Annotated in this window: 14 protein-coding genes; 5 read left to right on the top strand and 9 right to left on the bottom strand. The window is 63.1% G+C overall.

The genetic code is table 11. The features are described from left to right. The 7 genes from iolC to RMO18_RS19605 all read right to left on the bottom strand — a co-directional run. Window positions 1-1,455 (bottom strand): 5-dehydro-2-deoxygluconokinase (gene iolC / locus RMO18_RS19635; RefSeq protein WP_309668209.1); only part of this gene is annotated, 1,455 nt, incomplete at its 3' end. A 94-nt stretch (window positions 1,456-1,549) separates the two neighbouring features. Next, complete coding sequence (locus RMO18_RS19630) at window positions 1,550-2,380, bottom strand: MurR/RpiR family transcriptional regulator (RefSeq protein ID WP_309668208.1); 831 nt, start codon at window positions 2,378-2,380, stop codon at window positions 1,550-1,552. A gap of 109 nt (window positions 2,381-2,489) precedes the next feature. Next, on the bottom strand, window positions 2,490-3,161 hold the full coding sequence (locus tag RMO18_RS19625) for a hypothetical protein (RefSeq protein WP_309668207.1): 672 nt from the start codon (window positions 3,159-3,161) through the stop codon (window positions 2,490-2,492). A 6-nt stretch (window positions 3,162-3,167) separates the two neighbouring features. After that, the gene (locus RMO18_RS19620) at window positions 3,168-4,361 is read right to left on the bottom strand and encodes a PLP-dependent aminotransferase family protein (protein WP_309668206.1); all 1,194 of its coding nucleotides are present in this window, start codon (window positions 4,359-4,361) and stop codon (window positions 3,168-3,170) included. 49 nt (window positions 4,362-4,410) lie between these two features. Further along, window positions 4,411-6,009: a hypothetical protein gene (locus tag RMO18_RS19615; protein ID WP_309668205.1), complete on the bottom strand. Its 1,599-nt coding sequence runs from the start codon at window positions 6,007-6,009 to the stop codon at window positions 4,411-4,413. An 84-nt stretch (window positions 6,010-6,093) separates the two neighbouring features. After that, complete coding sequence (locus RMO18_RS19610) at window positions 6,094-7,038, bottom strand: glycosyltransferase (RefSeq protein ID WP_309668204.1); 945 nt, start codon at window positions 7,036-7,038, stop codon at window positions 6,094-6,096. A 35-nt stretch (window positions 7,039-7,073) separates the two neighbouring features. Further along, window positions 7,074-8,270: a glycosyltransferase family 61 protein gene (locus RMO18_RS19605; protein WP_309668203.1), complete on the bottom strand. Its 1,197-nt coding sequence runs from the start codon at window positions 8,268-8,270 to the stop codon at window positions 7,074-7,076. A gap of 225 nt (window positions 8,271-8,495) precedes the next feature. On the opposite strand from RMO18_RS19605, the gene nirK reads away from it, so the two are divergent. Both nirK and RMO18_RS19595 read left to right on the top strand, forming a co-directional pair. Further along, window positions 8,496-9,644, top strand: coding sequence for a copper-containing nitrite reductase (gene nirK, locus RMO18_RS19600; RefSeq protein ID WP_309668202.1), 1,149 nt, complete (start codon window positions 8,496-8,498; stop codon window positions 9,642-9,644). Between the two features lie 62 nt (window positions 9,645-9,706). Further along, window positions 9,707-10,519: an SUMF1/EgtB/PvdO family nonheme iron enzyme gene (locus tag RMO18_RS19595; protein WP_309668201.1), complete on the top strand. Its 813-nt coding sequence runs from the start codon at window positions 9,707-9,709 to the stop codon at window positions 10,517-10,519. 68 nt (window positions 10,520-10,587) lie between these two features. Here the strand turns inward: RMO18_RS19595 and RMO18_RS19590 are convergent, their stop codons facing one another. Then, a complete protein-coding gene (locus RMO18_RS19590; protein WP_309668200.1) occupies window positions 10,588-11,022 on the bottom strand; it encodes a pseudoazurin in 435 nt (144 codons plus the stop codon). A gap of 93 nt (window positions 11,023-11,115) precedes the next feature. Between RMO18_RS19590 and RMO18_RS19585 the strand changes: the two genes are divergently transcribed. Beyond that, a complete protein-coding gene (locus RMO18_RS19585) occupies window positions 11,116-11,811 on the top strand; it encodes a Crp/Fnr family transcriptional regulator (protein ID WP_309668199.1) in 696 nt (231 codons plus the stop codon). Window positions 11,812-11,882: 71 nt separating this feature from the next. Here RMO18_RS19585 and RMO18_RS19580 read toward each other — a convergent pair whose 3' ends face one another. After that, window positions 11,883-12,089 (bottom strand): DUF1858 domain-containing protein, encoded by a 207-nt coding sequence (locus RMO18_RS19580; protein WP_309668198.1) that lies wholly within the window; start codon window positions 12,087-12,089, stop codon window positions 11,883-11,885. Window positions 12,090-12,402: 313 nt separating this feature from the next. Between RMO18_RS19580 and RMO18_RS19575 the strand changes: the two genes are divergently transcribed. Together RMO18_RS19575 and RMO18_RS19570 are read left to right on the top strand one after the other, a co-directional pair. After that, complete coding sequence (locus RMO18_RS19575; RefSeq protein WP_309668197.1) at window positions 12,403-13,653, top strand: sarcosine oxidase subunit beta family protein; 1,251 nt, start codon at window positions 12,403-12,405, stop codon at window positions 13,651-13,653. Between the two features lie 9 nt (window positions 13,654-13,662). Further along, a partial coding sequence (locus RMO18_RS19570; RefSeq protein ID WP_309668196.1) for a sarcosine oxidase subunit delta occupies window positions 13,663-13,882 on the top strand: 220 nt, incomplete at its 3' end.

Here is a 13,882-nt window from a genome sequence, read left to right as displayed (position 1 = left end):
GAACAGGCGGGTGAGCGTCGCCTCCTGCTCAGCCTGCATCGCGGGCGCGTCGTCGGGGTGGCAGAAGCAGAGGACCTTGACGACATGTTCCAGGGGCCATTCCGAGAGGCCGCCGAAATCGGGGCCAAGCTCGGGTTCCAGGGTCAGGGGGCGGGAGCCCGGCCATTCCACCGGGCGGGCGATCCAGAGGCCCCGCCCTGCGGCGCGGTGCAGCGCCGATCTGCCGAGGCGGTTGTCGCACAGGAGGCCAAAGCCGGGCTTGCCGTCCGCAACGGCGAGGGTGGCGTCGAGGCACAGCTCCTTGAAGCGGGCGATCTTCTGCGGTGTGGCGCCGGGGATGTCTTCCAACTGGCTGCGGTGATCGAAGGCGAAGGCGCGCACCTCGGCCCAGTCCTTGCGGCGGTTGGTGGACCAGTGGATCTGCTCCAGCGCCTGATCGTGGCGCAGGGCCGGGGTGACGACGCCGCGCTTGAGGAAGAACTGCAGCTCGTCCCACGACGGATAGGCCGGGGTGCAGCCGTGGCGCGAGACGGCGAAGGCCCCGCAGGCGTTGGCGTATTGCAGTGCGGTGGGCCAGGGTTCGTCATCCATCCAGCCGCGCATCAGGCCGGACATGAAGCCGTCGCCCGCGCCGAGGACGTTGAACACGTCGATCGGGAAGCCGGGGCCGATCTGGCCTTTGTCCAGGCTGTCGGGGATCGCGCCGGTGAAGGCGGAGGCGCCCATCGGGCCGCGTTTGCAGACAAGCGTGGCGTTGGAGACGGCGCGGACGGCGCGCAGGGCGGCGAGGGTATCGGTGCTGCCGCCAGCGATGTGAAACTCTTCTTCGGTGCCGACGATCAGGTCGAAGAGGTGCAGGGTGGCTTGCAGCTTGGCGGTGACGGCGGCGGACTCAATGAAGCGGCTTTCGCCGTCACCATGCCCGGCAAGGCCCCAGAGGTTCGGGCGGTAGTCGATGTCGAGCGCGGTACGGGCACCGTGCTTGCGGGCGAGGGTCAGGGCCTTCATCACGGCTGCCTCGGTGCGGGTGTGGCTGAGGTGGGTGCCAGTGGCGACGACGGCGCGGGCCTCGGCGATCAGGGCTTCGTCGATGTCGTCTTCGCTGAGGGCCATGTCGGCGCAGTTTTCGCGGTAAAAGATCAGCGGGAACTGCGTCTCGTCGCGGATGCCGAGGAGGACGAGGGCGGTCAGCCGATCCGGGTCGGTGGCCACGCCACGGACATCGACGCCCTCGCGGATCAGTTCCTCGCGGATGAAGCGGCCCATGTGTTCGTCGCCGACCCGGGTGATCAGGGCCGAGCGCATGCCCAGCCGCGCCATCCCGGCGGCCATGTTCGTCGGGCTGCCGCCGATATACTTCTGGAACGACCCCATGTCTTCCAGCCGCCCGCCGACCTGCGCCCCGTAAAGATCGACCGAGGACCGGCCAATCGTGATCACATCCAGCGGTTTCATCGCAACTCTCCCAGTGGCCCCGGCCACAGATTCGGCCCATGGCAGCACATTTTAGAATTTTTATTCCATATCAGGTCTTAGCAAAAGCGTTTTCTCACTCGCGGGCCGATCCGACCGCGACGGCCAGGGAAATCGCCAGGGCGATGGTGGCCGACAAGGATCGAAACGCGCCGAAATCCACTTCGGCCACCGTCAGCGTGACATCGGCAATCTGCGCCAGCGGGCTGGCCAGATTGTCGGTCAAGGCCACCACAGGCAAGCTGCGCGCGCATGCGTCTGCCGTCAGATTCAACGTCTCAACCGAGTAGGGTGCGAAGGCGATGGCCAGCACCGCATCGCCCGGCCGCATCGCAAAGCGGTGGTCAAGATGGCCAACCCCGTCGTGCAGCATGGCTGGCACCGCCATTTTTTCAAACATGTAGGCCAGGTAGATCGACACAGGAAATGATCTACGAAACCCTATGATGTGAATGGTTTGCGCGCCAGCGAGGATGGCGACGGCACGGTCAAGGGCCGCTTCGTCCAAGGTGCTGGCCAAGCCCTCAAGCGACAGACGCCCCGCCTCGACGAACTGCGCGACGAGTGCTGCGGGCCCGCCCGATGCCCCGGCCTTGAGGTTGCGTAGCCGCGTTGCATAATCAGGCCAGCCGGGTGCATAAGCCTCGCGGAACAGGCGCTGCATGTCGGAAAAGCCGGAAAAGCCGAGAATCTGGCAAAACCGCATCACGGCGGAAGGTGGCACATCCGCCCCTGCCGCCAGATCGGCAACCGTCGAGACGGCGATCCGGTCCGTGTTCCGGGCGATGAAATCGGCGCATTGGCGCAGCCGTTTCGGCATGCTGTCAAGTTCGCTGGCCAGCCGGGCGCGGAACTCATCCACCGTGGCGGGTGCCGTTTTGCGCAGTGTAACGCTGTCGTCTGGCATCTTTTCCCCGGGGTCAAAACGGTGGCCTTGATGCTAGCACATGGAACAAATATTCCAATACCAAAGCGACGCCCCGGTGTTCCGAACCCCAAACTACGTTGTGGCTGGATCAGGCTTGGATCATCGGGGGCAAAGCGAACACCTCGGTCGCCGATTTGCCTGTGTCAAGACCGGCGATCCAGGCTGTTTCGCGGGCCAGCTTTGCCTCGGCGTCGGCGATCCGGCTGCGCACAATTGCGGGGGGCAGGGCGACGAGCCCGTCATCATCGCCGATGATCAGATCGCCGGGGCAAACCAGATAGCCGCCGATCACCACCGGCAGGTTCAGCGCGCCACGATCTGCGCTACTTGGGCCACGCGGCGTGATCCAGCGCGCAAAGACGGAAAAGTCCGTCCACGTTCCCAAGGTGCCTACGTCACGCACGGCGCCGTCCACCACCAGCCCCGAGGCGCCCTTGCGGCGTAGATGGCCTGACAGGATGTCGCCGATCATTGCCGTGTCGCGGTGGCCGGCGGCGTCAATCACCAGCACCTGACCCGGCCCGATCAGATCCAGCGCCTGCAGGACGGCCCCGAAATCCGGCGGCTCGCAGCGCACGGTCACGGCCTGGCCGAACAGACGCGGCTGGCGACCGGGCGGCATCAGGGGCCGGATCGCGGGATCGATCTGGCCAGCGTCGCGGCCAAGATCGACGGCAACGGACACGGGGATCGGTCGCCAACGATCAATCTCGGCTGCGGTCAGGGTACTGGCGGGGGCGTGGTGCAGGGTGACGGGCATCGGGCCTCAGGGGAAGGGGTGGGATTTGAGCGCCGCGCCGAGGGCCGCAATTCCCTGGCGGATCTGGTCTTCAGTAGCCGCGGAATAGTTGATGCGGGCGTGGTTGGCGCGTTGGGTCACGGGAAAGAAACTTGCGCCGGGCACGTAGGCAACCCGCGCTATTGGCAAGGCCACATCGCGCATGAAGGCGGTGGCATCGAAGCCTTCGGGAAACGTCGCCCAGGTGAACAGGCCACCGGCCGGGTCTGTCACGGTCACCTCTTGGGGGAAATGCTGGCGGATCGCGTCAAGCATCACGTCTTTCTTGGCCCGGTAGGCTTGGCGCAGCAGGGCGATATGCGCGCCGAGATCGTAGCGGTCCAGAAACAGACTGGTGGCCGCCATGTTCAGGGTGGAGGTCTGGGTGTCTGCGGCGACTTTCAACAGCCCCATCCGGTCAAGCAGGGCAGGGGCCGCCACCGCCCAGCCGATGCGCAGGGCGGGCACCAGAACCTTTGAAAAGCTGCCCAGATGGATGACCCGGCCATCGGTATCCATGGATTTCAGGGTAGGCAGGCTTTCCCCGGTGAACCGGATATGGCGGTAGGGCGTATCCTCCAGCACGATGACATCGTGTGCATTTGCCAATTCCATCAGACGTTTGCGCCGGGGAAGGGCGAGGGTCACGCCTGTCGGGTTCTGAAAATCCGGCACGGTGTAGATCATCCGCGCGCGGGGATTGGCTTGCAAGGCGGCCTCCAGCCCGTCCATTTGCATGCCGTCATTGTCGATCGGCACGGCGGCATAGCGGGGTTGGCTGGGGTTGAAGGCAATCAGCGCGCCAAGAAATGTCGGGTCTTCGGTCACAATCACATCGCCCGGATCGACCAGCATGCGCGCCGCGAAATCAAGCCCTTGCTGCGAGCCTTGCAGGATCAACACGTCCTGCGCACGGCAGGGGGTGCCGTCGGCGCGCATCAGGTCGGCTATCTGTTCACGCAGGCGCGGCAGACCGTCGGAAGGTGCGTATTGCAGCGCCGAGCCGCCCGGTTGGCGGATCGCCTCACGAAACACCGTTTCCAGTTGCGCAACCGGGAACAACGACGCATCTGGGTAACCGCCACCGAATGACAGGATCGAGGGATCGGCCCCGAGAGCCAGCAACTCGCCGATTGCCGAGGGCTGAACAGCTTGCATCCGTTGGGCAAAGTGCTGGGTCATCCGCGTTCCTGAGGCCTTGGACGCAAGGGATACGCTATTGCGGCCGATATCAAGCCAAGCTTTGCTTTTGTGCCCAAGCAGTGCCGGCCAGACGCGTGCCGCCGGTTTCGGTGTCCCAGAAGCAATCATGGCAAAGCCAGTTCTGCATCGGCAGGCCGTAACGGCCCACATCCGGGCAGCTGTCACGAATGTTGGTGCGGCCCCCGGTCAAGGGCCCTTCGTCGATGATCTTTGCCTCGGCGAACAGGCCGATGGTCAGCGCCGCAGTGGTGAAGTCTTGGCCCCGTTGTCCGGGATCATGGTCAAGCGTCAGGGTAATCTCGCGCCCGTTGACGCGCAGGTCCGCCACGGTTGGCGCAGTGCCGCCCAGTTGAAGCCATCGGAACCCAAGCAGGCTGGCCTCGGTCTGGCGAACCATGTCGGTGTCGATCAGCAGCGGGCTGCCGTCGCCGCCCTGAACGCCGAGGCGGATCACCGCGCCTGTTCTGGCATAGGTCGCAACATGCAGCGGCAGCCACGGTCTGCCCTGCAAGGTCTGCCAGATTGCCCTGCCGTGATAATCGCCCAGAAGGGCGGACGCCTCGGGCAAAAGGTGAACGGCGTCGCCACGGCCTTTTCGGGTGGACCGGCGAGGCAGAAAATACTTCGGGCCAACGCAGTACAGCCGCCCCGGATGACGCAGAGCTGCGGCAAGCTGCGCCATGGCCAGAGGCTGCTCAACGTTGTCGAGCGTCTGGGTTGGAGGCCACATCACCCTTGTCTGGTCGGTAAAGACCGGCACCTGATCGCCAAGCCCGGTGACTTTGCCAAGATCAGATGTCAGCGCAGCCTGAAGCGCCAGCAGCCTGTCGTGATAGCCATCAGCGTCGCGTGGCGGGGCCGCTTCGCCTTGGATGAAGGACACGATCGGCTGCAGCATCCTGCGGTCGTGGGCAGCGCAAAACTGGCGGGTGCGAACCGCTGCGCGCAACAGACCGGCGTATTGAATGCCGTGACCGCGCCCCTCGGCCAGATGCTTTGGCAGGAGTTTCAGGATATGCATGCCGCCGCGGGCGTGATTGGTGGCTACCACCGCTGTTGTGGCGGGCAGGGCCGGCAGAAACGCGCAAACCGCCGTCGACACCGGGCTTTCGCCGCGATCTTCCTTCAGGTCCTCCAGTCGGTCCAGATCGGTGGCGGGAAAGTGGCAGGGGCCGAAATCGGCTGTGTCCCATCCGGGCCGCTCTGACACCGACATCTGCGCGCCCGCGCCGGGGTTTGCATACATCATCGCCCGACCGGGAGCGACGGGGTCCTTGGTCAGGGGCTGATCGTGCCCGAGGTTCAAAGCGAGCGATTGGCCGTACATGATGTAGGGCTGCACGGCGGTACAGGTGTCGGCCAAGGTCCAGTTGAAACACAGATCGACATGTTCAAGCGCTATGCCGGCAGCGCCCATGTCATGGCTTACCTCAAGGCGATTGTCGCGGATTTGAACGGCGGCAGTGGGGTGGAACATTGGGCCACCCAGCTCTGGCCAGCCAATCTGGATCACCCGACCGTCAGACCGGATGACGCCTGCCCGTGCACCATCCAGCGTTACCGGCTGGTAGCCAGACGTGTCGCAAGGTGGCGGCCCGCTGGTCGATGTGTCCTTCGCCTCTGTCATGCCCGGGCACGCATCGGGCGGTGTCCAAGATGCGATGCCAAGCCGGTCCGCACCCTTGCTGCGGTGCAGACGAATGGCACCCGATCAGATCGCATCGCCGGGAAAGCCATACAGCTCGCACAGGCGCTGCGGGTCCAGTGTTTCCCGCAGCATCGCGCGGATCGACGGCCCGTCAGTGAACGGAAAACCCGCCGCCAAAGCCTCATCAACGCTGGGAGGGGCGTCGATTCCGGTGGTCAGTTCGGGATTGCCGCGGCGCATCATCTCGACCAGCCGGTCGGTTTCTGGCCGGTCATGCACGGTGGTGGCGTAGCCTCGGGTGTTGTTCACGCCATGCTGGGTAAAGTGAAAGCCGATGAAGGTCGGGTCCAGATAACTTGGCACGATGTCACCCATGCTGCGATGCTGCATATGCAGCGGCGAGCGTAGCATTCCCGGCCCTGCAATTCTGGCAAGACCCTGGGCATGAAAGGAAATTACGCGAAATCCGTGGTTTGCGCGGTCATCGTACAGGAACCCCATGATGCCCCGAGGGTAACAGACCATTCCCCCGGTATCCACGCGGTCGGCGTCTTTGCGAAGCCGCGCGATATAGCTTGCAGGCAGCGCATCATCGTCATCGAGCCGGAAATGCGCTGACCGTTCGGTTCCGTCTGCGGTGGTTTCAGCCATGAACGGGCGGATCAGCTTGGCATAATCCCGCGAAAGGGTGCGGTTCAGGCGGATAAAGGCATGGCCCGCGACGGCTGCATCCAGACGATCCTGAAATATCTGCGGCATATCTTCGGAAACGGTGATCAGCAGGGTAAAGTCCTGATCGGTCTGGGCGGCAAGGCTTGGCAGCATCAGGTTTTCGAACAGATGAAACCGGATCGCCATGCGAAGCGGATGCCAAAGCTTGGCCCGGGCATCGTCAATATCCTTGATCTCGCGACCAGTGTCGGAAATTCCAAACCATGAAAAGCGACAGTGGCCAAAGATCTTCAAGTCCGTCTCCGCATAGCTTTCGTTCACCTCTGATAGTCGCAACAGCCTCAATCGCAAAGGGATAATGATTTAAGCAATCAGTCAGGAACCGATCCGCGATCTGCGCGCAGATGGGCTTTGCAGTACGGCTCGCGCCCGCGCAGATGGTCGGGGACCGGCAGCAGCGTGTCGCCGATCTTTGCTGCCGCTTCGGCCAGCCGTGCCGCCAGATCGCCCTCAGAGGGATAGCGCCAATCCGGCAGCGTGGACAGAAACCCTGCGTCTACCAGCGCCGAACCCAACCGTGAAAAATCCGTCGTCACCTGGGTCTTTGACCAAGACGAGTGCCTGCCAAGCCCGCGGGAAAAGGCGTAGACATCGACATGCGCTTCGATCACCTGCACAGTGCAGCCGGCAAAGGCCCGGATCTGGTCGGCAATCGCCCAGGCAAAGAATTCCCGCCGTGTGATCACCGCGACCTTTGCGTCTGCAGGCACCGCCATTGCAACGACGTGCAGCGCCGAGCCATCCACAGCGATCAGCCGCCGCGCCGACCGGTAGGTTGCGATCTGGTCCGCGAGCGTGTGGAATTGCGGGTGGAAGACATGATAGCCCGCCTCGGCAAGCGCACGCTCGATCTCGCGTTCGAACAGGTGGTTGCCTTTCCACCCTGTCTTTGTGCGCGACACATAGATGTCGCGTGGTTCTGAATTCGGCGGAATCTTTGCGGCGCTGTCGCGGAAGAACCGCCGCTGTTCTGGCAATCCGGCAAACAGTTCCGGCGTGGTGGAGATGCCTTGGGAGGGGATATAGAGGTCCTCGACCTCTTCGTTCTCGGCAGTGGCGACGACGGGCACGTCCGGGGCGAACACGCCGAAAATCGCGGCCGCGTTGCGTGGGATTTCCGGGTCATGCGCAGGATCGGCGGTGTAGCGTCGGTGAAACAGGACGCCTTGCAATGGGACGCCGTCATCAAGCAGTTTGCGAACCGCCCAAAGCCGGGCGGTCGAATAGATCAGGGCGTGACCGAAATGGTTGAACAAAAGCCCGCCGAACACCCATGCGCCCTCACGGCGCCGAACGGAGTTTGGCACCTCGGCAGGCAGGCAAAGCTCGCCATCCGATGACAGGGTGCCGGCCGCTGCAATCGGGCTGCCGTCCGGCCTGAACACACCGCAGACCTGGCGCAGACCTTTCATATCTTCGGGGCCAGGTGGCCTGATCACGGCATTTGCCACATGATCAATCTGTGCGGCAGGCATTTCCTGGGGGAGGACACCGCTCCATTCCGTCATTTGCCGTTACACCACCGCTTTTCTGCTGATCGCAATTTGTAGCAGAACCACGCCGTTGAACAGCCGCAATCCGGCTTTGGCTGCCCGGCGCGGGTATCGGGGGGTGATCTGGTTCGTGTGGACGGGCTTTGTGCCAATTTCCTGCGGATGTTGTGCGGGAACAAAGAACCCGGACGCGCATCAGGCCAGAATTGGGAAACAGTCAGATCAGACAAGGAGAGAACGATGTTCACCAGACGCGCTGCCCTGATGGGCGCGGCCTTTGTTGCCGCAGCCCCCTACGTGATCAAGGGCGTCCAGGCCCAGGAGGTTGCAGCCGATGCGGGGGCGCTTCCGGTTGATCTTTCGGCGCTGACTCGGCGCAAGGTCAAGCTGGTGGCGCCTCCGTTCGTGCACGAGCATGAACAGGTCGCCACTGCCGGCCCGCAGATCATCGAATTCGAGATGAAGATCGTCGAGAAAGAGATCCAGGTTGATGAGGATGCCTGGCTGCAGGCGTTTACCTACAACGGTTCGGTGCCCGGCCCGATGATGGTGGTGCATGAGGGTGATTACGTCGAACTGACGCTGTTCAACCCGCCCGAAAACATGCTGCAGCATAACATCGACTTTCACGCCGCCACCGGCGCGCTGGGTGGCGGTGCGCTGACGCTGGTCAACCCCGGTGAAAAGACGGTGCTGCGGTTCAAGGCAACGCGGCCGGGGGTGTTCGTTTATCACTGCGCGCCGGGGGGGCCGATGATCCCGTGGCATGTGGTGTCAGGTATGTCGGGCTGCATCATGGTGCTGCCGCGCGACGGATTGAAGGATCATCTGGGCCAGCCGGTCAGCTATGACCGGGTCTATTACATCGGCGAGAATGATTTCTACATTCCGAAGGGCGAGGATGGCACCTACATGCGGTTTGCCGACGCAGGGGAAAGCTACTCCGACACGCTGGAGGTGATGAACGGTCTGATCCCGTCGCATGTGGTGTTCAACGGCAAGGTCGGCGCGCTGACCGGCGACAATGCCCTGACCGCAGAACAGGGCGAGACGGTTCTGTTCGTGCATAGCCAAGCCAATCGCGACAGCCGGCCACACCTGATCGGTGGGCATGGCGATCTGGTATGGGAAGCGGGCAAGTTCAACAACGTGCCTGACCGCGATCTGGAGACCTGGTTCATCAGGGGCGGTTCGGCCGGCGCGGCGCTGTATACGTTCTTGCAGCCGGGAGTTTACGCCTATGTGAACCACAACCTGATCGAGGCGGTGAACAAGGGGGCCACGGCGCATGTGGTCGTGGGCGGCAACTGGTCCAACGATCTGATGGAGCAGGTCGTGGCCCCGGTCGAATACGACGCTGTCCACGAAGGACGTACTGCCCTGCCGTAAGCGTCGGGTCACAGTTCGGTGGCAGCCGCTATGGGGCTGCCACGGTCATTCAGGGGGCAAAGATGCCAGCGCGTTCAACATATGTCGCCTTGGGTGCGGGTGCAGTGTTGATCACTGCCGCGGTGCTGGTGTGGTCGCAGGGGGCTGACCCGCTGCCGATGCCCGAAACGGTGCGGCTGGAGGCCGCGACGCAAAGCTACCGTCCGGCAGGCGAGTTCCGGCAAGGCACGCGGGTTGTCGATGCCCCGGTCGGAACGATCGCGGCGGCGGCGATCGAGGTTATGGTGCACCATGTCAGCGAGGCGGACTACGCGCTTTGCGTGGCGGATGGGGCCTGTCTGGCGGCCCCGTCCGACCAACGCGGTGACCTGCCGCAGACCAATGTCAGCTATCTTGATGCCACTGCATATGCCCGCTGGCTATCTGCCCGCACGGGGGGCGACTGGCGCTTGCCTACGGATGCCGAATGGCAGCGGCTGGCGGGAGACCGCGCCGTTGACGACGGCTTTTCAGCCGATGCGAACGGGGCCGACCCGTCACGTCGCTGGATCGCCAGCTACCGGCGCGAGGTGGAACGCCGGGGAGAGGCGGATCTGCAGGCGCATCCGCTGGGGCATTTCGGGGTGAATGATGCTGGCGTGGCGGATATCGCCGGAAATGTCTGGGAATGGACCGACAGCTGCTTTCAGAACGGCACCGTGTCGGCGGATGGATCTGTGATCGAAACCCGGTCCGACTACTGCGGGGTGCGGGCGGTGCAGGGCAAGCATCGCGGCTTTGTCATCGATTTCGTCCGCGATGCCCGATCCGGCGGGTGTGCTGCCGGTGTTCCGCCCGATTACCTGGGCTTTCGTCTGGTGCGAAACGTATCCTGACCATGCGGGCCAAACAAAAGGGGCGGCCAGATGATCTGGCCGCCCCTTTTGTCATCCCGAACAGTTGCTTACTGGGTGACTTGTGCGAACAGCGGCTCAAACCGGGTCTTGGCCTTGCCTTTCTGCACGACGGCCACCGCCGCATCCAGATTGACCGGAGCCCCGACCTGGATCAGCGCCACCATGCCCATCGCATAGTGTGGCGTGCACTTGACGCCGTAGACGCCTTCGGCGGTCAGGGTCAGGGCGTAATCCTCGCTCATCTTGCTTTTGAACGGCTCAACACCATCGGGCAGCATGCCTTCGATCGATTCCGCATTGTGCCCCTTGTCGGGAGAGAGGAAGTTGATCGTGTCGCCAACGGCGGCCTTGATGAAGGCAGGCTCGAACACCATGGCGCCATCAGTGCCCTTGTTCAGCATCTTGACCTCGAAGGTTTCGGCAAAGCTGGTGGTGGCCAGCAGTATTGCCGCCAGCGTAGCGATGGTCAGTTTCGAAAACATGCGGTATCCTTTCGGGATTGATTGGGTCTGGCGCTGGTTTAGGCGAAGGACTGGCGCGGCTCGTTGCGCTGCCACAACATAAAAGGCTGCAACGTGAAGAAACTTGATGAAAGCCTGCTGACCGATCTTCCGCCATTCCGCAGCCTTACCCGTTTCCAGATCCGCGAAATCCTGGATGCTGCCCAGACCGCAAGGTATGACGCCGGGCAGACAGTGTTTGCCGAAGGCGAAACGGTGGACCGCTTCTTCCTGCTGTTGGATGGCCATGTCCGGGTTCAGCGCACCACGGAGCAGGGCGACCAAATCATCCTGCTGCACATCGCACCGGGCCATCTGTTCGGCATCGGCGCGGCGCTGGGCCACACGAAATATCCGGCCACCGCCATGGCGGCGGATGATTGCGTCGTCCTGACGTGGCCAAACCGGTTGTGGGCCGAATTCTTTGACCGGTATGAGGGATTCGCAACCCATGCCTATGCCGCCGTCGGCGAGCGCCTGAGCGAGATGCACAGCGTCATCGTCGAGATGGCGACCAAGCAGGTCGAACAGCGCATTGCCGCCGCGCTGTTGCGGCTGATCACCCAGATGGGCCGCAAGGTGGACCATGGGATCGAGATTGATTTTCCGATCACCCGCCAGAACATATCTGACATGACGGGATCCACCCTGCACACCGTCAGCCGATTGCTGAGCGCCTGGGAAAAGGACGGGATCGTGGCAAGCGAGCGCAAGAAGATCACGGTGACCGCGCCCCACCGGCTGGTGTTGCTGAGCGGCATTGCTGGCTGAAATCCGGGGGTACCGGTTGCGTCCGCAGTCGACTGATCAAGAGCGGGACGCGTTGGGCGGTGTGGCGTGCCCTACAGCAGCGCTGTCGCCAGTTCCCAGCGAAACTTCGCCTCGTCCAAATGATACTCCCGACAGGCGTCGATAACTGTGTGAAACGGCGCGACCGGGCACCCAAAACACAGCATCCGGTGCGAAAGAAACACCGAAGCCGTAGCAGGCCAACGGTCAAACAGCACTTTCAGCGTCAGGTCAGGGTTGTCGAAGTTGGCGCTGGTCATGGACGCCCCTTCCAGGTTCAGCCACGGATTGACCCACACTGGGCTGTCCTGCGCATCGGGTCTTTGTGCAGGGACAACCTTGGCGCGGCACTGGCTTACAGGGGAGCCGTAAGGTAGCAGGCCTGCTACGCTGCGGGGGGAGGTTGCCCGCACGCAGGGTTCCGCTTGAAAAAAGGGCAAAGGCGAACTGCCAATGCTGGCCTGCAATAAACGCTGGGCAGATGGCGAAAAGACATCAGTTGATGGCGAAAACGGACGGGGTTATCGGCACTCCTCCGGGCAAACAAGGGGTAAGACAAGGGGATACCTGACGATGCGCTATTCCGGATTACGGGTGATTGCCGAGGCCCTCACCGGCCACAAGGGGTGGAAGCCGATCTGGCGCGACCCGCAGCCGCAAGCGGCCTATGACTATATCATCGTTGGCGGTGGCGGGCATGGATTGGCCACGGCCTACTATCTGGCCAAGGAATTCAAGCAGGCGCGGATTGCCGTCTTGGAAAAGGGCTATCTGGGCGGCGGCAACGTCGGGCGCAACACCACGATCATCCGGTCGAACTATCTGCTGGAGGGCAACGAGCCGTTTTATGAATTCTCGTTGAAGCTGTGGGAAGGGTTGGAGCAGGACTTCAACTACAACGCCATGGTCAGCCAGCGCGGCATCATGAACCTGATCCACACGGATGCGCAGCGTGACGCTTTCACCCGCCGCGGCAACGGGATGATCCTGAACGGCGCGGATGCAGAACTGCTGAGCCGCGATCAGGTGCGTGCGATCTATCCGTTCCTGAACTTCGACAACGCCCGTTTTCCGATCAAGGGCGCGCTGGCGCAGCGCCGGGGCGGCACGGTGCGCCATGACGCAGTGGCCTGGGGCTATGCGCGCGGGGCCGACAGCCGGGGCGTCGATCTGATCCAGAACTGCGAAGTGACGGGGATGCGGATTGAAGCGGGTCGCATTCTGGGGGTGGAAACCTCGCGCGGGTTCATCGGGGCCAAGAAGGTTGGCGTGGCGGTTGCGGGGTCGTCATCGCGGGTCATGGCGCATGCGGGGATGCGGTTGCCGATGGAAAGCCATGTGCTGCAGGCGTTTGTGTCCGAAGGGCTGAAACCCTTGATCGACGGGGTGATGACCTTTGGTGCGGGGCACTTCTATGTCAGCCAGTCCGACAAGGGTGGGCTGGTCTTTGGCGGCGACATCGACGGCTACAATTCCTACGCCCAACGCGGCAACCTGCCGGTGATCGAGGACGTGGCCGAGGGCGGCATGGCGCTGATGCCGATGATCGGACGCGCGCGACTGCTACGGACCTGGGGTGGCATCATGGACATGTCGATGGACGGCAGCCCGATCATCGACAAGACCCATGTCGACGGGCTCTATTTCAACGGTGGCTGGTGCTATGGCGGGTTCAAGGCGACGCCGGCAAGTGGCTGGTGCTTTGCGCATCTGTTGGCCACCGATACCCCGCACAAGACGGCCACTGCCTACCGTTTCGACCGCTTTCTGAAAGGGTTGATGATTGATGAAAAGGGCCAAGGCGCCCAGCCCAACCTGCATTAGGAGCCCGCGATGATCATCCATCACCCCATCCTTGGCCCCCGTGATGCGCAGGAATTCGTCTATCTGGGCGACGCCAAACTGATGCACCGCCCCGACGGGATGACCGCCGGGATCGAGGTATTTCACGACTATCTGTACAACCGCGACAACCCCGCAGGCGAACATCGCGAGCTTTGGTATCACGAGCAAGGCGATCGATCCTGGCTGGTGGTCACCCGCAATACGGTGA

Source organism: Tabrizicola sp., from assembly GCF_031377265.1.
In the GTDB taxonomy this organism is placed as follows: Bacteria; Pseudomonadota; Alphaproteobacteria; order Rhodobacterales; family Rhodobacteraceae; genus JAUYQR01.
The sequence above is the reverse complement of the archived record's forward strand: the minus strand, read 5'-3'. Positions and strand labels throughout refer to the sequence as shown.